At 32.0% G+C, this 24,326-nt stretch carries 8 protein-coding genes, 10 tRNA genes, 3 rRNA genes and 1 pseudogene; 2 read left to right on the top strand and 20 right to left on the bottom strand.

What is annotated here, in order from left to right:
- Nucleotides 1-3: 3 nt before the first annotated feature.
- Nucleotides 4-2,592, bottom strand: a complete 2,589-nt coding sequence (gene secA, locus CORN_RS02755) for a preprotein translocase subunit SecA (protein ID WP_066008634.1) — start codon at nt 2,590-2,592, stop codon at nt 4-6.
- Between the two features lie 118 nt (nt 2,593-2,710).
- Between secA and lolA the strand changes: the two genes are divergently transcribed.
- Nucleotides 2,711-3,217, top strand: coding sequence for a LolA-like outer membrane lipoprotein chaperone (lolA, locus tag CORN_RS02750; protein ID WP_066008635.1), 507 nt, complete (start codon nt 2,711-2,713; stop codon nt 3,215-3,217).
- Here lolA and CORN_RS02745 read toward each other — a convergent pair whose 3' ends face one another.
- The 7 genes from CORN_RS02745 to CORN_RS02715 form a co-directional block, all read right to left on the bottom strand.
- A complete protein-coding gene (locus tag CORN_RS02745) occupies nt 3,218-3,862 on the bottom strand; it encodes a flagellar basal body-associated FliL family protein (RefSeq protein ID WP_066008636.1) in 645 nt (214 codons plus the stop codon).
- A 2-nt stretch (nt 3,863-3,864) separates the two neighbouring features.
- Nucleotides 3,865-5,214: an ATP-dependent DNA helicase gene (locus CORN_RS02740; protein WP_066008637.1), complete on the bottom strand. Its 1,350-nt coding sequence runs from the start codon at nt 5,212-5,214 to the stop codon at nt 3,865-3,867.
- Nucleotides 5,215-5,926: 712 nt separating this feature from the next.
- Nucleotides 5,927-6,043 (bottom strand): 5S ribosomal RNA (rrf, locus tag CORN_RS02735).
- A gap of 170 nt (nt 6,044-6,213) precedes the next feature.
- Nucleotides 6,214-9,121: ribosomal RNA gene (locus CORN_RS02730) — 23S ribosomal RNA — on the bottom strand.
- Between the two features lie 448 nt (nt 9,122-9,569).
- A tRNA-Ile gene (locus CORN_RS02725) sits at nt 9,570-9,646 on the bottom strand.
- Nucleotides 9,647-9,654: 8 nt separating this feature from the next.
- A tRNA-Ala gene (locus tag CORN_RS02720) sits at nt 9,655-9,730 on the bottom strand.
- A gap of 95 nt (nt 9,731-9,825) precedes the next feature.
- A 16S ribosomal RNA gene (locus tag CORN_RS02715) occupies nt 9,826-11,338 on the bottom strand.
- Together the 16S, 23S and 5S rRNA genes with 2 tRNA genes alongside form the textbook arrangement of a ribosomal RNA operon.
- Nucleotides 11,339-11,897: 559 nt before the next feature.
- Between CORN_RS02715 and CORN_RS02710 the strand changes: the two are divergent.
- Nucleotides 11,898-12,200 (top strand): annotated as a pseudogene (locus CORN_RS02710) (CinA family protein); the annotation flags it as partial.
- 49 nt (nt 12,201-12,249) lie between these two features.
- On the opposite strand, the gene CORN_RS02705 reads toward CORN_RS02710, so the two are convergent.
- From CORN_RS02705 to CORN_RS02645, 12 genes are all read right to left on the bottom strand, one after another.
- A complete protein-coding gene (locus tag CORN_RS02705) occupies nt 12,250-14,289 on the bottom strand; it encodes a ShlB/FhaC/HecB family hemolysin secretion/activation protein (protein ID WP_246260877.1) in 2,040 nt (679 codons plus the stop codon).
- 147 nt (nt 14,290-14,436) lie between these two features.
- Nucleotides 14,437-18,468 (bottom strand): filamentous hemagglutinin N-terminal domain-containing protein, encoded by a 4,032-nt coding sequence (locus CORN_RS02695; RefSeq protein ID WP_172663971.1) that lies wholly within the window; start codon nt 18,466-18,468, stop codon nt 14,437-14,439.
- A gap of 30 nt (nt 18,469-18,498) precedes the next feature.
- Complete coding sequence (locus tag CORN_RS02690) at nt 18,499-20,757, bottom strand: hypothetical protein (RefSeq protein ID WP_094750289.1); 2,259 nt, start codon at nt 20,755-20,757, stop codon at nt 18,499-18,501.
- 623 nt (nt 20,758-21,380) lie between these two features.
- A tRNA-Glu gene (locus tag CORN_RS02685) sits at nt 21,381-21,456 on the bottom strand.
- A gap of 6 nt (nt 21,457-21,462) precedes the next feature.
- Nucleotides 21,463-21,538, bottom strand: a tRNA-Lys gene (locus CORN_RS02680).
- Nucleotides 21,539-21,540: 2 nt separating this feature from the next.
- Nucleotides 21,541-21,617, bottom strand: a tRNA-Asp gene (locus CORN_RS02675).
- A gap of 13 nt (nt 21,618-21,630) precedes the next feature.
- Nucleotides 21,631-21,706: transfer RNA gene (locus CORN_RS02670), tRNA-Val, on the bottom strand.
- A gap of 13 nt (nt 21,707-21,719) precedes the next feature.
- Nucleotides 21,720-21,795 (bottom strand) — tRNA-Lys (locus tag CORN_RS02665).
- A 2-nt stretch (nt 21,796-21,797) separates the two neighbouring features.
- Nucleotides 21,798-21,874 (bottom strand) — tRNA-Asp (locus tag CORN_RS02660).
- Nucleotides 21,875-21,887: 13 nt separating this feature from the next.
- Nucleotides 21,888-21,963: transfer RNA gene (locus CORN_RS02655), tRNA-Val, on the bottom strand.
- Nucleotides 21,964-21,976: 13 nt separating this feature from the next.
- Nucleotides 21,977-22,052: transfer RNA gene (locus CORN_RS02650), tRNA-Lys, on the bottom strand.
- Between the two features lie 84 nt (nt 22,053-22,136).
- Nucleotides 22,137-24,245 (bottom strand): polyribonucleotide nucleotidyltransferase, encoded by a 2,109-nt coding sequence (locus CORN_RS02645; protein ID WP_066006671.1) that lies wholly within the window; start codon nt 24,243-24,245, stop codon nt 22,137-22,139.
- Between the last annotated feature and the right edge of the window lie 81 nt (nt 24,246-24,326).

Below are 24,326 nucleotides of genomic sequence, written 5' to 3'. Positions count from 1 at the left end.
ACCTTAAGCTAGAATACCTTTTTTTGGACCACTTTTACCATGACATTCTTTATATTTTTTACCACTACCACAAGGACAAGGTGAATTTCTAGGTACTTTAGTAATTTGAGCTTTACCATTTTCATCAACTCCACTTTCTGTGGTGTTAGCTAAAAACTGCTCATTTTGTTCATGACTTTTTTCTTCAAAATTTTGAGCTTCTTTTTGAGTAAAAACCACATTAAACAGCAATTTCAAACTATCAAATTTTACGCGTTCAACAAGATCCATAAAAAGATTATAGCTTTCTTTTTTGTATTCTACTAAAGGATCTTTTTGATTATAACTTCTTAGGCCTATACCAGTTTTTAGAATATCCATTTGATATAAATGCTCTCTCCATAAATTATCTAAAATTTGAAGATATAAAATTCTTTCAATTCTTCTAGCTTCCTTATCTTCAATAATGCTCATTTTATCTTTGTAAGTTTGCTCTAAAATTTCACTTAATTTATTTTCTACTTCAACTACACCTAAATCTTTAAAATCAGCTTCATTGAGTTCAAGATTGCATTCATAATTTACTTTTTGTTTTAGGCTGTCAAAATGCTTTACATTATCTTCAAGTTCAGCATTTAGATAAATTTGGCTTACTAAGTGATTGCTATACTCAGCAATATTTTTTAGAATTTTATCTTGCAAGTCAAATTCTTCATCTAACAATTCATTTCTATAATTGTAAATAGTTTTTCTTTGTTCATTTGCCACATCATCATATTCAAGCAAATGTTTTCTACTTTCAAAATGTAAACTTTCGACTTTTTTTTGTGCGTTTTCAACAGCTCTTGTGACAATACGACTTTCTATATGCTCACCTTCTTCTATTCCTAATCTTTCCATAATATTTTTAATACGATCGCCACCAAAAATTCTCAAAAGATTATCCTCTAAACTTAGATAAAATCTACTTACACCAGGATCACCTTGACGTCCTGCACGACCACGAAGTTGATTATCTATCCTTCTACTCTCATGACGTTCAGTTCCTATGATATAAAGCCCACCTAAAGCCCTTATCTCATCATCTATTTTTATATCAACTCCACGACCTGCCATATTAGTGGCTATAGTTACTGCACCTTTTTTACCTGCATCTTGGATAATCAAAGCTTCTTGTTCATGATTTTTAGCATTAAGCACATGATGAGGAATACGTTCTTTTACAAGCATATTATGAAACACTTCACTTCTTTCAATACTTGCAGTTCCTACTAAAACCGGTTGACCTTTCGCATTAGCTTTTTTTATCTCCTCAATCACTGCTTTAAATTTTTCCTCTTGAGTTTTATAAATTAAATCATCTTTATCTAATCTCGCAATTGGTATATTTGTAGGTATAGAAACTACATCTAAATTGTAAATTTGAGAAAATTCTGTCGCTTCAGTTTGTGCAGTACCTGTCATACCTGCTAATTTTTTATACATTCTGAAATAATTTTGAAAAGTAATATCTGCTAAAGTTTGACTTTCTTCTTGAATTTTCACACCTTCTTTTGCTTCTAGTGCTTGGTGTAAACCATCACTAAAACGTCTTCCTTCACTTAACCTTCCTGTGAATTCATCAACAATCACAACTTCTTTATCTCTTAATACATAATGCACATCTTTTTCAAATAAATTATGTGCTTTTAAAGCTTGATCAAGCTGATGAGCCAATATTGCATTATCTAAACTATATAAATTCTCTACACCAAATAATTTTTCAGCTTTCGAAATTCCAGCCTCTGTAATCATAATAGTCCTATTTTTCTCATCAACAACAAAATCACCACTTGGAGTTTGAGGTGGAAGCACCGCTTCACCTTTTTGCATTTGTTTTGCTACTTCATTTGCTTTAATATAACCATCTAAAGTTCTATTTGTAGGTCCACTAATAATAAGTGGAGTTCTTGCCTCATCTATTAAAATACTATCTACTTCATCAACAATAACAAAATTATGCTCTCTTTGCACTTTTTCAAGTTTTGAAAATTTCATATTATCACGTAAATAATCAAAGCCAAATTCATTATTTGTTCCATAAGTTATATCACATTCATAAGCTTTTTTGTGTGCCTCATCACTATTTTGCTCTGAAAGTATCACACCCACACTAAAACCTAAAAAATTATAAATAGCACTCATTTGCTCTGCATCCCTTTTGGCTAAATAATCATTTACGGTAACTACATGTACGCCCTTGCCACTCATAGCATTTAACACAACAGGCAATGTTGCTACTAAAGTTTTACCTTCTCCTGTTTTCATCTCAGCTATTTTACCCTCATGTAAAACCATACCACCGATTAATTGTACATCAAAATGACGCATATTAAGCGTTCTTTTTCCTACTTCTCTAACTATTGCAAATATATCATTTAGTATTTGATCTAAAGTTTTTTCATTATTTTGAATTTGTATTTTAAAATCTATAAATATTTGTTTTAACTCATCATCACTAAGATTTTGGTATTTTGATTCTAAAGCATTAATTTGTGCAACTCTTTTTAAATATTTCTTCACTTCACGGTCATTTTTTGTGCCAAATATTGCTTTAAATACACTAGAAAACATTTTTTTACCTTTAATTACAAAAATATATGCTAGATTATATCTTGATTTTAATTAGAACTATATAAAAAGTTTTATTTGTACAAATTTTATATAATTAATAAAAAATTAAAGGAAAAATATGAGATATTTTATGTTTTTAATGATACTTGCTTACAGTAGTTTTGCATTTGATATAAATTTTAAAAATTTTAGTAGCGATTTTGAACAAAAAGTGCAAAGCAACAATTCCTCTCTAGATTATAAAGGAAATTTTATCATTACACAAAATAAAGCTTTTTGGAATTACACTAAACCAAATACTAAACAAATTTATATTAACAATCAAGAAGTAGTTATCATAGAACCTGAATTAGAACAAGTTATCTATACACAACTACAAAATTTGCCAAATCTTCGAGAAATTTTTAAAAAAGCAAAAGAAACATCTCATGATAACTATGAAGCAAAATATGAAAATATCACATATACTATTAAACTAAAAAATAATAATCTTGATAGTATTTCTTATAAAGATGAGTTAGGAAATTTAGTCAGTATTTATTTTTATAATCAAAAATTTAATGAAAATATTAATGAAAATATTTTTATACCAAAAATCCCAAGCTATTTTGATATAATACAATAATCAAAATGGTATCTCTTTAAATAAATCTTGTTCTTTACTTGGTGTTAACATCTGTATTTGTGTATTTTCCATAGTTTTTAAGATTATATCCATAGCTTCTTTACTTGTATTAACGTCTTGATTAAAACTTATATTACTATCTTTAATATCGTTTGTTTGGGTAACATTCATATCTTTTGATTGGGTATTATTTTGATCTGAAGTTTTAATAGCTTTAAGAATATTTTGATTTTCTTCTTGTTTGGTAGTTTCTTTTATATCTTTATCTTTTTTTTCCAAATCTTTAACAAAGCGCTTAAGTTCTTCTAGATCAAATTTAACCACCGAATTAATTCTTAAAATATAAATGTTTTTTATTTGGGTTTTATATTTTTTATTGCTGAATTTTAACAAAGTTTCCTTGAAGTTGTTTTTACCTACTTCTGTAAATAAATCTTCATAAAAATAACTAGATATAATAGTATTCAAAGCATCTATAATCTTATTTTCTTCTAAATTTTCACCCTCAAATTCCAAAGTCATTTCAATCTTTTTTAAAGTATTATTTCCAGCTTTTGAATATAAATCTGTTCTAAAATCTTCTATACTCAAAGAATTAGCATAAACATTATAAAAAGTAAAAAACAAAATTATAATCCATCTCATAATTATCCTTTATTCTCTTCTAAATTTATAAATTTTTCTTGTAAATAAAATTTTTTTACTTCTTTATCAGCTTTTAAAATTCTCAAAAAATAATCTTCAAAAGGTATTTTATAATTATATACGATTTTTAAATTATTTGGATTAATAGCTCTAGATAAACATACATATAATTGTCCTTTTTCAAAAATCCCACCAATATCGCATATCAACTTATCTATGCTCATGCCTTGAGATTTATGGATTGTTATAGCATAGGCTAATTTTATAGGAAATTGGATAAATTTAGCTTTTACCTTAACTTCTAATTTTTCATTTTTATCTAATTCATATTCTTCTAGAGTGTATTCATATACTTTTAATTGCAATTTTTCACCATTATTTTTTTCTATTAAAATATATTCACACTCATTATCTTTTACAAAATTTAAAATTACTCCTTGTTCTCCATTATAATAATTTTCCTCTTTATTATTAACGCAAAAAATAATCTTAGCACCTATTTTTAATTTCAATTCATCCATAGAATTTAATCCATTAACCCACTGCTTATAAATCTTATCATCTAAAACATGGTCTAACTTTTCTGTTTTTGCTTTAAATATCCTTTCCTCGCCTTGTAAAAGATTTAGTTTTTCAGCATTAATATAATTGGTTTTTTTATTTGTAGCACATAATAAAGTGTATTCATCCATGTATCCAAGTAAATCTTTTGAACTAATCAGCATTTTTTTAAAAAATTGCAATATTTCTTGATTCACCTCACCCATTCTTAGATAAAACAAATATTCATAAAATTGTTTATCTAAAGTTCTTTTGGTAATGCTAAGTTTTAAATTGATAAATTTTAAATCGCTCCAAGCTTGCGAAGAAAAAGCATACAAAGTATTTTGAAACAAAGAATTTTGAATTTGATTTTCTTTGTGATTGATCACAGGGGGAAGTTGAAAAAAATCCCCAACTAATAAAATTTTACCATTAAAACCACTTCTTGTTAATCTATAATAAATCATCTCCATTAAAGAAGTACTTACCATAGAAATTTCATCAATAACCAACAAATCACATTGTTTTAAAATTCGTTTTAATTTTTCTAATTTATCTTTTTGCTTTCTATCCTCATAATACAGCTCATCATAATTTTGACATCTTTTAAAAGCAAAAAAGCTATGTAGAGTAACCCCGCCTATATTAAAAGCACTAAGAGCAGTAGAACCTAATGCTATGACAATTTTTCCTTGTATTCTATATGATCTTATAAGCTCTATGGTTAAAAACGACTTACCAACTCCAGCACCACCACTTAAAAAAACATTATCATTTTTTAAAAAATCTCTTAACTTATTTAATACCATATTGGTATTATATTTTATCTCTCTTTTTATTTTCTTAACATATAGTATACTTTTTTAAACACCCAAATATACAATCGATATATTCTTTTTCACTATTATAAATTCTAATCATATAAATCTTATTCTTGCTTCTAAATAATTTTTAAAAATTAACTCAAAAAAACAACTACACATTAATCTTTACTGAGCATATTTATTTTAAAGTCTAACACTAGTAATTTTGCTTAACTATAATACAAATAATACAATCTCAATTAATCTATAATTTTATAAAAACCTAACATTAAAAGTAAAAAATCTTTAAATAATCACCAAAAATTAAAAACAATAACTATACCAACCTAACCAATATAAATGAAAAACTAAACTATCTAAATTATACATATTAAACCTATTGCTTAACTAAAACTAAAAACAAACTAAGTAATTAGTTATTATTAAAGATTAAACAAAGCACAACTAAAAAAGAATGATAAAAATACCAATCAAGATAATAAAATAAAAACTTAAAGAAATAAAATATCTAAAAAACTAAAAACCACTAAAGAATAAATTTAAAAAGCTAACTAAATCACTAAAAAAATATTAACTAAGATAATTAAAAACAAAAAAGTATAAAACATTAAACTAAAAAACATAAAAATAAAGATTAATTTAAATAAAAATATATAAGAATTATAATTAAAAGCAGTAAGAATAATAAGAATTAACAAGTCCGCAATGAGCTACTTTCCCCCTGCCAGTAAGGCGTAGTATCATCACCCACGATGTGCTTAGCTTCTTGGTTCGGGATGGAGCAAGGCGTCTCCACATCTGTATAATCACGGACATTGTTATTTAAATACTCTTTTAAAATACATAAAATTTAAGAATACTTAAAAAACAATGTTAAGAGCAAGTTCTAATATAAACTCTACCTATAAGTTTCTATCAAACTTAGGTTATTGTTACACATCCAAAGCTTCAAGTAAAAACCTTAACAAGGAAGTGATGCTTAAATAAGATAAGCCAAACGCTCTATTAGTACTGGTCAGCTAAAGGACTTTCATCCATTACACACCCAGCCTATCAAACTAGTAGTCTTCTAGAGAGCTTAGAGAAGATTCATCTTAGAGTTGGCTTCACGCTTAGATGCTTTCAGCGTTTATCCGTTCCAAACTTAGCTACGCTGCGATGCTCTTGGCAGAACAACAGCTACACCAGTGGTTTGTTCAACCCGGTCCTCTCGTACTAGGGTCAAATCTCTTCAATCTTCTTACGCCCACGGCAGATAGGGACCGAACTGTCTCACGACGTTCTGAACCCAGCTCGCGTACCGCTTTAAATGGCGAACAGCCATACCCTTGGGACCTGCTCCAGCCCCAGGATGCGATGAGCCGACATCGAGGTGCCAAACCTCCCCGTCGATGTGAGCTCTTGGGGGAGATCAGCCTGTTATCCCCGGGGTACCTTTTATCCTTTGAGCGATGGCCCTTCCACACAGAACCACCGGATCACTAAGACCGACTTTCGTCTCTGCTTGACTTGTATGTCTTGCAGTTAAGCTGGCTTATACCTTTATACTCTACGAACGATTTCCAACCGTTCTGAGCCAACCTTTGTAAGCCTCCGTTATTATTTGGGAGGCGACCGCCCCAGTCAAACTACCCACCAGACATTGTCCCACTTGAGGATAACTCAAGCTGGTTAGCTACCCAAATAAGAAAGAGTGGTATCTCAACAACGGCTCATATACAACTGGCGTCATATACTCAAAGCCTCCCACCTATCCTGCACATTCTTATCCAAATAGCAGTGTCAAGCTGTAGTAAAGGTCCACGGGGTCTTTCCGTCTTGCCGCGGGTAGGAGGAATTTTCACCTCCACTACAATTTCACTGGATCCCTCTTTGAGACAGCTCCCATCTCGTTACGCCATTCATGCAGGTCGGTATTTAACCGACAAGGAATTTCGCTACCTTAGGACCGTTATAGTTACGGCCGCCGTTTACTCGGGCTTCGATCAAGAGCTTCGCTAATGCTAACCCCATCAATTAACCTTCGAGCACCGGGCAGGCGTCACACCCTATACATCCTCTTACGAGTTAGCAGAGTGCTGTGTTTTTGGTAAACAGTCGGGAGGGACTCTTTGTTGTAAGTTTCTTCGCTTTCGGAGTAAATCCTAATACGAAGCGAACCACACCTTATACCGAAGATACGGTGCTATTTTGCAGAGTTCCTTAAAGAGAGTTCTTCCACGCGCCTTAGAATACTCATCCCACCCACCTGTGTCGGTTTACGGTACGGGCAACATTAGCTAAACTTAGAAACTTTTCTTGGCTCGACGGCATCAGCAATTCTCCTCGCTGTCCGAAGACTTTGAAGAGCCTTTCAGTTCTCGGAGTATTGTTATACGGATTTGCCTATATAACCTCCTACGACCTTAGACTAGCACTTCCATCCGCTAGCTTGCTTAGCCCTAAGCGTCCTTCCATCGCACACTAATGTTGGTATTGGAATATTAACCAATTTGCCATCGTCTACCCCTTTCGGACTCGACTTAGGACCCGACTAACCCTACGATGACGAGCATCGCGTAGGAAACCTTGGGTTTACGGCGTTAATGATTCTCACATTAATTATCGCTACTCATGCCTGCATGCTCACTTCTATTCGCTCCAGCACTCCTTACCGGTATACCTTCGACGCAAATAGAACGCTCTCCTACCACTTGATAAAATCAAGTCTACAGCTTCGGTACTTACTTTAGCCCCGTTATATTTTCCGCGCAAAATCACTAGACCAGTGAGCTATTACGCTTTCTTTAAAGGATGGCTGCTTCTAAGCCAACCTCCTGGTTGTTTAAGTAACTTCACATCGTTTTCCACTTAAGTAAGATTTAGGGACCTTAGCTGGTAGTCTGGGTTGTTTCCCTCTTGACGACGGATTTTATCACTCGCCGCCTGACTGCTGTGATTACATATAAGGTATTCGGAGTTTGATAGGGTTTGGTACATTGGTGTATGCCCTAGCCCATTCAGTGCTCTACCCCCTTATACTACGACACAACGCTATACCTAAATATATTTCGGAGAGAACCAGCTATCACGAAGTTTGATTGGCCTTTCACCCCTATCCACAAGTCATCCGGGGGCTTTTCAACGCCTATCGGTTCAGTCCTCCACTAGTTCTTACACTAGCTTCAACTTGCTCATGGATAGATCACTTCGTTTCGGGTCTGCAGCATCTGACTTAAGCGCCCTATTCAGACTCGCTTTCGCTACGGCTTCGCGTGTGCTTAACCTTGCCAGACACCACAACTCGCAGGCTCATTATGCAAAAGGCAGTCCATCACACTGTATTGCTACATAGTGCTCTGAATGATTGTAAGCAAATGGTTTCAGGTTCTATTTCACTCTGATCACCTCAGTTCTTTTCACCTTTCCCTCACGGTACTTGTGCACTATCGGTCTGGTAGTAGTATTTAGGGTTGGATCGTGGTCGACCCAGCTTCAGACAGGATTCCTCGTGTCCCGCCCTACTCAGGATACTGCTAGCTAAGGTTTGGTTTTCGTATACGGGACTATCACCCTCTATGGCTACACTTTCCAGAGTGTTCTACTAACCTCACCTATTGCACATTGCAGTCCTACAACCCCCAGTGCAAGCACTGGGTTTGCCCTCTTGCGCTTTCGCTCGCCGCTACTGACGCAATCTCTATTGATTTCTTTTCCTGTAGGTACTAAGATGTTTCAATTCCCTACGTTCGCTCCATTATGGTAGTATATATTTCTATATACTGGGTTGCCCCATTCGGAAATCTACGGATCAAAGCTTCTTGACAGCTCCCCGTAGCTTATCGCAGTCTAGTACGTCCTTCATCGCCTTTACCAGCCAAGGCATCCACCATTCGCTCTTAATAGCTTACCTTTTAATTCATTCTAAAACGCATCACTTCCTTGTTAAAGTTTTTATGATAAGACTTTACTATCTTAAGACGGAAAGCATTTAAACACTTAATAAAACTAAAATATTAGTCTAACTAAGCTGTGAGTTTAAAACTTGTCTTTAACTAAAAGCTAAAGAAAAGATAGTTAGGTTTTATCCTTTAACAAGTCCTGTAAAATTGTTTTTATTAAAACTTGCTTGTGACTCTTAACAATGATAATTCAAATAACATTAAATAACTAATCTAATATATAAATATATTCTATTATTTATTTAGCTTAGGCTTTAAAACCTAAAGGAAGTATATATAAAGAGTTTAAATAATTTAAAAATAAATCAATAAAGAAAATACTTTAATTATTTTTATTATTTATATACTTACTTTAAGTTTTAAAACTTTAATTTGGAATTGATAAACAAACCTTTTTTATGGTGGGCCTAACAAGACTTGAACTTGTGACCTCACCCTTATCAGGGGTGCACTCTAACCAGCTGAGCTATAGGCCCTTAATAAATGGTGGAGAATAGCGGGATCGAACCGCTGACCTCCTGCGTGCAAAGCAGGCGCTCTCCCAGCTGAGCTAATTCCCCAAAATTAGCTTTTCATCAATCTTTGAAATCTAAACAAGGATGATTGAGTCTATATATGAACTGATAGTTGTGAGACTTATCAGTTTGTACTCTAGAAAGGAGGTGATCCAACCGCAGGTTCTCCTACGGTTACCTTGTTACGACTTCACCCCAGTCGCTGATTCCACTGTGGACGGTAACTAGTTTAGTATTCCGGCTTCGAGTGAAATCAACTCCCATGGTGTGACGGGCGGTGAGTACAAGACCCGGGAACGTATTCACCGTAGCATGGCTGATCTACGATTACTAGCGATTCCGGCTTCATGCTCTCGAGTTGCAGAGAACAATCCGAACTGGGACATATTTTATAGATTTGCTCCACCTCGCGGTATTGCGTCTCATTGTATATGCCATTGTAGCACGTGTGTCGCCCTGGGCATAAGGGCCATGATGACTTGACGTCGTCCACACCTTCCTCCTCCTTACGAAGGCAGTCTATTTAGAGTGCTCGGCCGAACCGTTAGCAACTAAATACGTGGGTTGCGCTCGTTGCGGGACTTAACCCAACATCTCACGACACGAGCTGACGACAGCCGTGCAGCACCTGTCTCTAAGTTCTAGCAAGCTAGCACCCTCATATCTCTATAAGGTTCTTAGGATATCAAGCCCAGGTAAGGTTCTTCGCGTATCTTCGAATTAAACCACATGCTCCACCGCTTGTGCGGGTCCCCGTCTATTCCTTTGAGTTTTAATCTTGCGACCGTACTCCCCAGGCGGTACACTTAATGCGTTAGCTGCATTACTGAGATGACTAGCACCCCAACAACTAGTGTACATCGTTTAGGGCGTGGACTACCAGGGTATCTAATCCTGTTTGCTCCCCACGCTTTCGCGCCTTAGCGTCAGTTAAGTTCCAGCAGATCGCCTTCGCAATGGGTATTCTTGGTGATATCTACGGATTTTACCCCTACACCACCAATTCCATCTGCCTCTCCCCCACTCTAGACTACCAGTTTCCCAAGCAGTTCAACGGTTAAGCCGTTGGATTTCACAAGAGACTTGATAATCCGCCTACGCGCCCTTTACGCCCAGTGATTCCGAGTAACGCTTGCACCCTCCGTATTACCGCGGCTGCTGGCACGGAGTTAGCCGGTGCTTATTCCTTAGGTACCGTCAGAATTCTTCCCTAAGAAAAGGAGTTTACGCTCCGAAAAGTGTCATCCTCCACGCGGCGTTGCTGCGTCAGGGTTTCCCCCATTGCGCAATATTCCCTACTGCTGCCTCCCGTAGGAGTCTGGACCGTGTCTCAGTTCCAGTGTGACTGATCATCCTCTCAGACCAGTTAAGCGTCATAGCCTTGGTGAGCCATTACCTCACCAACTAGCTGATACTATATAGTCTCATCCTACACCGAAAAACTTTCCCTACTTAACTTGTGTTAAGCAGGAGTATAGAGTATTAGCAGTCGTTTCCAACTGTTGTCCTCTTGTGTAGGGCAGATTAACTATACCTTACTCACCCGTGCGCCACTAATCCACAACTAGCAAGCTAGTTGCTTCATCGTTCGACTTGCATGTATTAGGCACGCCGCCAGCGTTCACTCTGAGCCAGGATCAAACTCTCCATAAAAAATAATTTGGATAAGTTTAATCTTTTTCTTCAAAGAAAAAGTTGATTGTTAAGATTTAAAAATAAATCTTTCTGGCTCAATCGATCACTTATTTAGATTTCAAAGATTGACTATAAGATTTGATTAACAATATTAATAATTTAAAGAACAAATACTAAAAAATTAAGACAAAAAATCTTAGCTTTTTATTTCCCTTTTATTTGAAAAGGAAATGAAATTATAGCAATAAAAGCTTAAAGTTTTATTAAGTATGAAAAGAAATAATTGTAATTAATATAAATAGCATATTTAATCTTAATATTATAAAAATGATTTAAAAAAGCGGGGGGGGGTAAGCTAAGATTGAATAGATTTACATAAGTGTAAATAGATTAAGTTTTTGATAAAAAATAAGACTTAAATAAGAAGAGCAACAAAATAGTGGATTAATATGCAGTGAATATATGCTAAAAGGTAGAAATAAAATATATAATAATGTTGATTATGAGTAAATAAAAATAAAAAAGAGATAAAAAGACACAATAAAGCAAAATTATTTGTTTTATTATATTTTGAAAAAGCAACGACACCTTAGAAAGTGTTGGAGAATACTCTGATCGCTGTATTTACTTTATGCTAAAAGGAACTTTTAAAACCACAAATTGTGATTTTGCTTTAGCACTTAGTGGGGTAGCTGGAGAGGCAGATGATAAAAACACCAAAGCAGGTACCATCTACATAGGAGCTATGTATAAAGATGGAACCTTTTTGCAAGAATGTATTCATATACAAGGAGCAAGAAACTATACAAGAGAACAAACATGCTTAGCTGCATATTGTTTAATGCTTAAATTAAAACCTGAAATTTTCTTTGGTGTTTAAATCCTTATCCACCAAAGTGTACTTTCTAAGTGGTAATTAAAACAAGGGGTTAAAAATACACCCCACCACTTAAATATAATTTCATTCTATGATCATCATCGTATTTATACTGATGTAATGCTCTTGCTGCATCAAGTTTTATATAATATGCATTATTCTTATTATAAAGTATTTGTAAACCCACTGCATCTAAAAAATGCTCATCTGCTAATCTACTTCCTGAGTCTTTTTCATACCAAGCATAACCTATATCATAAAAAGGTGTAAAATAAAAATTCGTATTTGGTATATTTATTCTTATACCAAAGTTAGCTACTATGGTATTATCTCCATCACCTTCTCCATTATCATAAGCTCTTACTCCATAAGCTCCACCTAAAGATGAACTTTCAGAAGAATCTAGTTCAAAATTCCCTAATACCTTTTGATAGTTTATATTTAAAGTATGAGTAATGTATTCATTAATACTATAATAATTATTCAAACTAGCATTGAGTTTTCTAAACCAACCAAAGCCATTACCATCACTTTTAGATGTATCTCCAAATATAGTAGTGCCATCATCATTAACTTTACCTATACTTATCTTAGCACTATAACTTAGGGTATTATTTTCAAAGCCTCTAAATAAACCTTCTAAACCCATACTACCTACATTAGAATGTTTATCTATACTATAATCATCAAATATATTTGAAAAAGGTTCATCTTTTAATATCTTATGATAAATACTAGAAGTAAAGTATAAAGATGAATTTGTATTTATCCATACAGGATAAGAAAAGTCTATACCAAAATTTCTAGAAGTACCACTAAAGCCAACTTCTTTATAATCTCCACCTAAAGAATAAGATCCTTGAGAAATACTTGGAGTAATTTTTAAATTTCCTAAAAAGAAAGTATAACTAGCTCCATAGTTGATTTGTTTTTCATCACTTGATTGTAAGTAAAAATTATAATAATCTCCCATATTTAATATAGAATTAAATCCCATACTAATACCAGCTCTATATTCTCCTGCACTCTTAATACCATAATTATCACTATATAATAATACATTAGCCTTAGTATCAGGTTCTACTTCTATAAGTATATCAGTTTCTCCTACATTCTCTCCTGCTTGTAAACCTGCTAGGGTATTTAGTCCATACATTTCATTGACTTTATACACACTATCTTCTATTAATTTAGTAGAGATGATTTTACCTTTGATTTTTTCATTAAGCTTACTTTCTATGAAGTGATCTTTTATAGTAGTTTTATTTTTTATTATATATTTGCCTAATACTCCTAAAGAAATATTAATTTGAATATTTTTTCCATCAAATTCTTGTTGAGGAATATAAGCTGTTGCTGCAGGATAGCCATTAACTTGAAAATAATAAGCAATGATATTAGATATATCTTGTAAATCTTGCAAGCTAAATCTTTTAGCATTAAACTCACTCACTAAGCTTTGTAAATCTTCTTCTTTAATACCTAGCTTTTTAAAGCTAGTGTTTTTATTAGTAAGAACAAAGTGATATTTAATCATAGGCTTTGTAGTGGAGTTAGTAGAATTATTTATATTGCTTGTATTAGTGGTTTGATTGTTTGAGTTAGTGTTAGTTGTATTATTAGCTGTGTTGGTATTATTTTCTTTACTAGTATTGTTAGTTTTTTCATTAGTAGTAGTATTTATATTAGTATTGTTTTCTTTATCGGTTGTGTTGTCGGTATTATCTTTTGCACTAGTATTAACTTCTTTATTTGAGTTAATAGTGTTATTAGTTTTTTTATTAGTATTATCATTAGTAGAACTAGTATTAGTTAAATTAGTTTGATTATTACTAGCTTCCTCTTCTTGTCTTAGTTTTTCTTTTAATTGTTCTTTTTTTTCTTCTAAAACCTTTTTAGCTTCTTGGGCTTTTTCATAATCATCTTTGGTTTTTAGATTTTCTTTTATGGCTTTGTTTTGAGGGAGGTTTTTATCAGGGGATAATTCTATAACCTTTTCTATATCATTTTTAGCTATGATAATAGAACCTTCATTATTATTAGCATAGACTAAAGAACTAATTGCTATAGTAGTAAATAAGAGTTTTTTCATAATGGTTTTTCCTTAATTTTTTATTTTTATTTATTTTTTTCTTAATTTGGCTTTTATATTTGTATAGATTAATCACAATATTGTTTAATGCAAGTATTTATTCATACTCATTATTATTGCTAGGATAGTTATATCCTAGCAAAGTGTTTATAATCCTCCAACCACACAAGGATTCATAGTTTTATAATTATCACTTACTATGCAGGTTTTACCTTTTTGATTCATAGAAGCTTCTTCTATTTCTTCTTGTTCTTCCTCTTCTTCTAAGCTATTATTACCTATTAGATTAAGTGAAGCAGTTTGTTCGAAGGTTAGATCTGTTGCGGGAAGTTCTGGTCTGTTTGGATCATCTATACTTCCACCATCTCCAGTTATTTCTTTTAAGTCAGGATTTGTATTTAATATAGCATTAGCAAAGGCACCTTTGATAGTAAAATGACCATTAGAATCAGTATTTGTTTTTCCTTGCCATTTTTCTAATAGCATTTGATTATTAGAAATACTATTAGCTAGAATTTGACTTTCACTCATTAAAGAATTTAATTTATTTTCTAAGGTTTTAAATTCTTGATCATTTTTACTTGCCAAACCTTTATTGATTAAATCTACATAAGCATTATAAGCTTTTATAACTTGTTTGAGTTGTTGTTGTTTAGCTAGTAATTCGTTTAAAAGATCTTTTGAATCTTTGGTTTTTTCATATAAATCATTTTTTACAAAATTCATCAATGCTTTGTTTTTGCTATCAACTTCATTATATTTATTTTTAGATGTATTTTGATTAGCTAGATATAAATCTTTTGCCTCTTCTGTTAGTTTAGAATTACCTGTATTATTATTAGCATAAGCTAACAAAAAGTCTAAGCTTTGAATCATAGAATGAGCTATATCAAGTCTTTCATCCTCTGGATATTTATCTTTACTTAAAAGATAATCAGCTAAAAATTCTGCTTTAGATGTAGGATTGTTTTTATCAATCTTGCTATAAGCTACTAATAACTCATTTAGGGTATTTATATCTACTACATAGAATTTATCTTTTAAATCATTTAAGATAGTATTTAAAGTACTATCATCTAAGATATCTTCTTTATCTAGGGTTGCTTGTTCGTTTTTGATGGTTTCTATGTTGGGGATATTTATATCTTCAGATGGTTTAGAAGGATTATAAGGATAAAACTCATCTGGTAAAACAACTATAGGTCTCATCAAAGCTTCTTCTTGGTTTTTAAATTGTTGATAAAAACTTTCTTGAGTAGAATCATTATAAGAGTGTATTTTGATTTTATCATCACCATAATCACTGCTATCATTATTGGCATTTTTTAGTGTATCTTTATGATGGTATATATGGATATTAGAGAAGGAGGAATAAGTGCCTTCTTCTCCATAAAATTTGCCTAATTTTACATCAGCATCTCCTGGTTTATTCTCTACTATAAGATCAAATTCTGGATCAAAAAACATATAAATATTTTTGAAAGTTCCCGTTCCCCAAGCACCAAATTTTCCGATAAACCCTCCCGTAGTTACACTCGGACTTGCACACCATTCTTCTTGACATCCTGTATTAATTATGTTTTTTAGACTAGAAATACCTTGCAAAACTATATTTTCAAAATCAACATCATGGTATGCATATTCACTACCAATTATTCCGGCAAAACCGCCCATATTAATAATTCCTCCTCTATTAAACACTGGATCGCCGATTTCTACATGAATATTTTTAATATTATCTAAAAATATATTTTTAAATGAAGTACCTTTTTGTGCAATCGCTAATTCTCCAACGAAACCACCTATATTAATAACTCCTCCATTTCTTGAAGCTATATCCGCTTTGATATTTTTTACATCCTTTAAAACTATATTTTCAAACTTTCCAGTTTGAATTTTTCCAGCAAAACCACCAAGATTTGTATAAATACCTTTACCGTATGTTTGATTAGTATCTTTTTTAATACTATTTGTAGTGATATTTTCTACTTCATTTAAAGAAATATTATTAAAAGTAGGAACTCCTAATATACCTAAAGTTTCACCCCCTATCTTTCCAGCAAAACCACCTAAATTATATTCATAATCACTACCATTGGACGCATCTTCAGAGTCTATATAAACTGCAATATCTTTGATTTTATTTAAAGATATATTGTTAAAATTTCCTGTAGTTATCTTTCCAGCAAAACCACCTAAATTATAATTTGAATGGTATTTAACATCATCAATATCAACTTTAATATCTCCTATATCGTATAATGATATTTTATTAAACACACCATTATCAATCTCCCCAGCAAAACCACCTAAATTTGTTTCATAATAACCATTAGATTGATTAGTGTTTAAATGTATTTTTTTCACATTATTTAAAACTATATTTTCAAAATTCCCATTTTGAATATTCCCAGCAAAACCGCCTAAGCCTAAAAAAGAGGAGGGAAAATAGTTGTTATATACTTTAGTGTCGCTTTCTATATTAGAAATTCCTTCTAGTTTTATATGATCATAAGATCCATTTGCAATAAAGCCAGCAAAACCACCTACTGCATATTTATTTTGGATTCTTTTTTTTTCAAAATCAATTTTAAAATTTCCCATATTTTTTAAGGATATATTGTCAAACATACCAAAACTTGCTCCAGCAAACCCACCAACACCATAATGATGATAAGACCAGTCATCAGAGGCAAATGGAGTTGAAATATAATTTACATCAAAATTTTTTATATTTTCTAAGGTAATATTTCTAAAAAGACCATTAGCACTTCCAGCAAATCCACCTACTCCTTGAAAACTAATATAAGAATTTCTAACAATTTTTTCAGAATCGTATGTATTTTTAATACTACCAATATTTTTCAAACTGATATTTTCAGCAAAGCCATCAAAATACCCAGCAAATCCACCTACATTAAGATTTGCTGCCTTTATCCCACCACCCATATAATCAATATTGATATTTTTAAAATTTGCTCCATTAGTTGCTCCAAAAATTCCCACTCCGCTGTTTTGACTATTTGGGATTTTAGTTGTGTCTATAAATATATTTTTAAGCGTATATCCTTGCCCGTCAAAGTCTGCAGTGAAAGCATTATTATAAATTATTTCTCCATCTTCATTAATCTTTCCCCCATACCCCACTATCATATTAGTACAACCAAGTCCGTCTATACAATAATTAGCATAGTTTTTGCCACTACTTGCTTTAAAGTCTATATCATTAGTAAGTTTAAAAGTATTTCCTACTACATTATCTCTAAAATCTTTTATTTCATTCCACCCTTTAGCAAAGTGCCACCAGTCTACATCAGAACCTATGCTAATGTATTGATTATATGTTTTATCCATTATACCTTTAGTAGTAAATACAATATCATTATATTTTTTTGTAGGATTATAGTAATATCCTGTAGCACTTAAATAAGCAATTCCTTTATTTTTTGCATCAGTAGTTAGGTTTTTAGAATTTATAGTAGAAATATCTACATAAACTTCATTACCTTTTAAAGTTATATCATCTGCTGTAATTTGATTAAATTTTATCTTATTGTTTTTATTATCATAACTAGTATCAGCACTTAACATTACTTTATTACCTTGTAAAGTAATGTTTTTAGCATTGATATTACCCATATTAACTACATTACCACCATTTGGTTTTGGTTTAAATATAGGGGAAAAGCTTAAACCGTCATCAAAGCTTTTTAAATTAGCAAATGCTTTCATATCATTATCACTCATAGATGAAGTAGAAGCCACAAAGCGATTAGCATTGATGATAGATCCACTTTTTTCTATAATAACCCCATTAGGATTAATTAAAAAGACATTATTACCACCTGCATTTAATACACCTTCTATGGTAGATTTACTTGTTCCATGAGCAATGTTTAGGTAGTTTTGTCCTTGACCTTTAAAATTTACACTTTCACCCTTATTTATACTAAAACCACCACCCCATTGGATAACATGGCTATTTTTATTTGGTGTTTTACCTGTGATATCAATAGTGTTTTTACCAGTATTTTTATCAAAGTATGGACCAGATATAGTTCCACTAGTCCCATGAGTAAATTTACCTCCACTAGGTAAAGCCATTAGTGGAGAAAAAAGCATTGATACTGTTATACCTGAGAGTATGATATGATTTGAGAGTTTATGATGTGCTTTCATGATATATCCTTATTGTTTTTATTTTTGTTTTTAATTTAAATTCACTACTATGCTTTTTGCATCTTTACTTGCACTTAGAGTGTATTTAGCCTTTTGAACCTTTGCTTTAATGTTTTTATGTAAGCTTTGATTGTTTTTAGTGATAATGTCTAATAAGCTTTGTAAATCTTTTTGATCTAGTTGTTTATTATCCTCATTTATAAAGCCTTTTTCACTTTGCATTAGAATAAAGCTTTTATTTTTTATATTATTGTTGGTATAAACATTAATAGAAGTTTTTTCACTTAAATTAATAGCTTCATTAGCACTTAAATAATTCTTTGTATCATCTTTTAAGATAAAGCTATAATGATCAAAGTTATTTACTAGCTTTGCACTGATATTAGTATTTAAATAAAGATGATTATTAGTATTGTTTTTATGCTTTATGGCTTTTGGAGTAAAACCATTATCAGTTTGGGTTTGTAAAAAGCTACCTGCTAATATATCTATTTTAGTATTATTAAATATATTAGTATTACCACTTAAATATAAAGTATTATTATAGCTTTTATCATTTTCACTATATACACCAGAAGCACTTATAATAATAGCTTCATTGTTTTTATACTCATCTATATTTAAATTAGCTATATGGATATAATTATCATGAGTATTTTTAGCTATACCTGCACTAATTAATACCCTACCTTCTCTTTTATCAGAAGCTGTACCTAGTGCTAAATTTGTAAAGCTAATATTATTATTAGCACTTTCTTCTTTAGCACTAATAACATATACATTATCATAAGCAGCACTTGAATAATCTTTAATGTTTAAAGTATTATCTAAAGCGTTTTCATTAGCTCTTAAAATGATTTTAGAACCCTTATCTATATTAGAAGCATTAGATAAAGATTGAACTAAATCATAATTAATGGTATTTTTTTCTAAATTATTTGCTTCTATAATAGTGGTTAGGTTTCTAGCTGATTTTACTTCTTTTAAATTAATAATATTATCACTTGCTGTTTGTGCATAATAGTCTTTATTATCTAAAGTAGTTTTACTAACTCCATAAATATATAAAGGTATAGATACATTAGATGAGCTTAGATTAATTTTATTATTATCTGCTTTTCCACTTAATACCTTAGCTGCTGTGATTGAAATTTTATCTTGATAGTTTTCTACTACACTTTCTTGGGTTAAATCCCCTTTTATATTCACACTATTTCTACTAGCACCCTTACTAGCATAAGCTCCATAAAGATTAAATTCATTCTCTCCAGTAAAATTAGCATTAATCTCAAAAGGTTTTTTAAGATTTATATTAATCTTATTATCATTAGCATAGCCATTACTTGCAAATCCTGCATAAAAGTCTAAGAGTGCTTTTACTTCTATATTAGTATTTAGAGCAAGTAAGGTTTGTAAGTCTTTAACTTCTATAGTATTTTTATGAGCATTACCTTGAGTGATCTTACCTCCATAGATTTCTCCATTTAATACAGCATTATAAGCTAATGGGGTATTTTTAGTATCTACTCTTAAATCTAGTTTTAAATCATTGATTAAGGTGGTGTTTTCACTAACTTGGTAGTTTTGATTATTATTTACATCAACAAAGGCTCCACCTAAATGTGTAGCAGCTGATGTTGAATAAGCTCCACTTGGTCCATGAACTACTAAAGAAGCTCCATCTATAATGAGTTTGTTTTTATTAGCATTAGCATTGTAGCTCATAGCACCTAAAATATGAGTCATTCTCTCATCAAAAATACTCTCTCCTAAAGCACCTTGTCTATAAGGAGTAGTATGAAAGTCTATCTTTACTCCTTTGTTTAATATAACACTATTATTATTAGTATTAGCATCCACTCCAAAAGCACCTACTACATAAGGAGCACCATTTAAAACTAAGGTATAAGTGTTTTCAACACCCATATTCACATAAGCATCTTTTAAATAATTTAAAGTATTATTACTAGCTTCACCCTTTCTTGCTATAGCTGGGGTAATTAAAAAATTATATTTATTATCTAAACCTGTAGCTTTAGGATTCATTACTTCTTTATTAGTAGGTTTTAAATAATATATAGAAGATAATTCTCCTGCTTTTAATGTTAGGGTATTATTATTAGCTTTAGCATTAAAGGTATAAGCTGAAACTAAAAAAGGTATATAGCTTATTTGATTAATGCTATTATTAGCAGAATATGCTCCATGAAAGCCATTTACTACAAAGATATCTTCTTTTATATTTGGAGTAAGTATTTCTTGTTTTAATCTCATATCACTAAAGTTCATATGTTTTGATTTGGGATTATCATAGATTAAAGTGATATTAGAAAGATTTTTATTAGTAGCTAATTGACCATAGAAGTTTTTACCATTTAAAAACTTATAAGTATCATTAGTATTATCATATACACTTTCATCATTAAAACCATGTTTTTTAATAACATAAGCTTTTAAAGTATTATCATAAGTAGCTTGTGTGGCTGCATTTAAAGAACTTAGTGATAAAATAGTTAGTAAAGAAAGTTTTAAAAGTTTAGAATGTTTATAAGATTTAAAAAGATTTAAACTTAAAGAGTGTAAGTTAAAACGAAAATTATCGTATCCCCCCCCCCATAGGGTGCAATGTGACTTTAGACATAAAATATCCTTTCAAAGATTAATATTAATATCTTTAATTAACTAACAGCTGTAAATTTATAAAAAAACTAGCTGATATTTCATTAATAAGTTAGAAATTATAAATACAAAATCATAAATTTAAACTGAAATATAAATAAGAGTAAAATAGTTTTATAATGAGAAATATGGGGGGGGATATGGTGAAATAGGAATTTATGAAAGGTGGGGGTTTGAAAAAATACAAAGATAACACTTAATAAACTAATAAGGATTGCGAAGGTAATAATCTATGGCGACCCCTAGAGGATTTGAACCTCTGTTATCACACAGAGAGAGTGACGTCCTGAGCCACTAGACGAAAGGGTCAATTAGTGGTGTCCCGTGTTGGATTCGAACCAACGGCCCCCTCCTTAAAAGGGAGATGCTCTACCGGCTGAGCTAACGAGACAATGGCGCGGCGGACGGGGCTCGAACCCGCGACCTCCGGCGTGACAGGCCGATATTCTAACCAGCTGAACTACCGCCGCACATTAAAAAGAATGGTGGTCGCTATAAGACTCGAACTTATGACATCCACCTTGTAAGGGTGGCGCTCTACCAACTGAGCTAAGCGACCAAAAAAGTTTTAGTGGTGTCCCGTGTTGGATTCGAACCAACGGCCCCCTCCTTAAAAGGGAGATGCTCTACCGGCTGAGCTAACGAGACAATGGCGCGGCGGACGGGGCTCGAACCCGCGACCTCCGGCGTGACAGGCCGATATTCTAACCAGCTGAACTACCGCCGCACATTAAAAAGAATGGTGGTCGCTATAAGACTCGAACTTATGACATCCACCTTGTAAGGGTGGCGCTCTACCAACTGAGCTAAGCGACCAAAAAAGTTTTAGTGGTGTCCCGTGTTGGATTCGAACCAACGGCCCCCTCCTTAAAAGGGAGATGCTCTACCGGCTGAGCTAACGAGACAATCAAAAAATGAAATTATGCCAAAAGAATGTTTTTTTGTCAAGATTAAAAATTAAAAATTAGGCATTTTTGTTATGCCTAATTTCAAAATAAATCTAAAGCTACTTTTCCATTTTTTATTTCAGCGACTTTAACTTTAATCTCACTACCTACTTCTAATTTTTCTTTGATTTTAGAATTATGCAAAAGACCATCTACTCCATCCTTAAGCTCCACAAAAACACCAAATTCAACAACTTTTTGAACCCTACCTATAAATTCTTCTCCAACATTAAATTTAGGCATTTCTTTCTTATCACGTTTTTTACTAGAAATTTTTGAGTGAAGCAGATTTAGTATATATTCTTTACTTTGACAGATTAATTCTTGATTAAGCCCTGCTATTTTAACCTCACCTTTTTCTCTATCTAAATCAATATTTACTTCAAATTTCTCTATAATTTCTTTTATAGTTTTGCCACCTTGTCCAATGATATCAGGAATTTTATTTGGATCTACATTAAAAATTTCAATCTTTGGCAAAATAGCTTCGTTTACAACAATATTTTGATTAGCTTCTTCCATTAACTTTAAAATATGTTCCCTAGCTTCCTTTGCTTGATATAAAGCTTCTTTTAAAACCTGTTGTTCTATACCACCTAATTTTATATCCATTTGCAAAGCAGTAATTCCATCATAACTTCCAGCAACTTTAAAATCCATATCTCCATCATGATCCTCAAGCCCCATGATATCAGTTAAGATGGCATATTTTTCATCTTCAAAAACAAGTCCCATTGCTACACCTGCAACAAGCTTTTCACTTTTTACCCCTGCAGCCCTTAAAGCTAAAGAGCCACCGCAAACAGTAGCCATAGAGCTAGATCCATTACTTTCTAAAATTTCAGAAACTAAGCGAATGGTATGAGCATGATCTACATCTATACTAGGATATAAAGCTCTTTTTGCTAAATTTCCATGACCAAGTTCTCTTCTACCTGGAGCTTTTATAGGACTAGCCTCTCCTACAGAAAAACCCGGAAAGTTATAATTAACCATAAATTTTTCACAAATTGGATTTTTTTCTGTTAAAAAATCTGACATCTGTGCGTCGCTATCACTACCTAAAGTTGCAACAACCAAAGCTTGAGTTTGACCTCTAGTGAAAAGACAAGATCCATGAGCACTTGGCAAGATATTTGTTTCTATATCTATCCTTCTAACATCTTTTAAGCCTCTACCATCTGCTCTTTTATTTTCATTAATAATTTGACTTCTGATAAGTTCTCGTTTGCATACCAATAAAGCTTTTTCAATATCTTCAAATTTCCATTCATTTTCAACAGTTACGGTTTCACTTTCAATCTCTTTTGCTATTTGTAAAATTTCACTCGCCCTTTCGCTTTTTGCCATTTGATTGATAGCGATTTTAAGTTTTGCCATATAAGTATTTTTAATATAATCAATAATTTGAGTATGATCTAATTCTACCTTGAAATCAAGTTTGGAATTTTTTCTATAAGCAGCAAATACTTTTTCATACTCATTAGAACCACGCAAGATTGCATTGCTTGCAAAATCTAAAGCTTTTAAAGTATCATCTTCGCTAAGTTCGTTCATATAGTGTTGATTGTTTTGCTTATTTGCCAAAGCCCTCATTTCTATCATTAAAAGCTCATCTTTAACACCAGCTACATAAAGATCTAAAGTACTATTTTTTAATTCACTATTGCTTGGATTTAAAATAAATTCATTGTTTATACGACCAACCCTTACACCACAAACTGGCGCCTTAATAGGAATATCACTTAAATACAGTGCAATACTTGCAGCATTTAGGCTCATTACTTGTAAATCTACTTCAGGGTCAGCAGAAAGCACCATAACTACAATTTGAGTGGGATAAGCATAACCTTTTGGAAAAAGAGGTCTTAAACTTCTATCTATGATTCTTGCACTTAGTGTTTCATTATCTCCTGGTTTAGTTTCTCTTTTTACATAACCACCTGGAATCTTACCTGCTGCATAAGCTTTTTCTATATATTGTACTGTAAGAGGTAAAAAATCTTCCTCTACTATTTTTTCTTCTCTAGCCACAGTTGCTAAAACTATAGCATTTTTTTCTTGCATTAAAACCGCACCTGCTGCTTGCTTTGCTACTTTATCGGTATCAAATATTTCAAGATGATTGTTAATATTTACTTCATGTCGCATGATTTTTCCTTTATTTTTTATCATAGACAAAACCAAATAAGCTTTTTAAATTTTAAAATTAAAACTTAAAAAGCCTGTTTT

This window comes from Campylobacter ornithocola (assembly GCF_013201605.1).
In the GTDB taxonomy this organism is placed as follows: domain Bacteria; phylum Campylobacterota; class Campylobacteria; order Campylobacterales; family Campylobacteraceae; genus Campylobacter_D; species Campylobacter_D ornithocola.
Note: the sequence above shows the minus strand (reverse complement) of the source record. Positions and strands in the feature narration are given on the sequence as shown.

Bases quoted from the DNA above. Each gene is read 5' to 3' on its own strand.
- CORN_RS02705 (WP_246260877.1), bottom strand. From the start codon at position 14,289: ATGAAAAAACTCTTATTTACTACTATAGCAATTAGTTCTTTAGTCTAT.
- CORN_RS02645 (WP_066006671.1), bottom strand. From the start codon at position 24,245: ATGCGACATGAAGTAAATATTAACAATCATCTTGAAATATTTGATACC.
- lolA (WP_066008635.1), top strand. From the start codon at position 2,711: ATGAGATATTTTATGTTTTTAATGATACTTGCTTACAGTAGTTTTGCA.
- CORN_RS02740 (WP_066008637.1), bottom strand. From the start codon at position 5,214: ATGGTATTAAATAAGTTAAGAGATTTTTTAAAAAATGATAATGTTTTT.
- CORN_RS02745 (WP_066008636.1), bottom strand. From the start codon at position 3,862: ATGAGATGGATTATAATTTTGTTTTTTACTTTTTATAATGTTTATGCT.
- secA (WP_066008634.1), bottom strand. From the start codon at position 2,592: ATGTTTTCTAGTGTATTTAAAGCAATATTTGGCACAAAAAATGACCGT.
- CORN_RS02690 (WP_094750289.1), bottom strand. From the start codon at position 20,757: ATGAACTTTAGTGATATGAGATTAAAACAAGAAATACTTACTCCAAAT.
- CORN_RS02695 (WP_172663971.1), bottom strand. From the start codon at position 18,468: ATGAAAGCACATCATAAACTCTCAAATCATATCATACTCTCAGGTATA.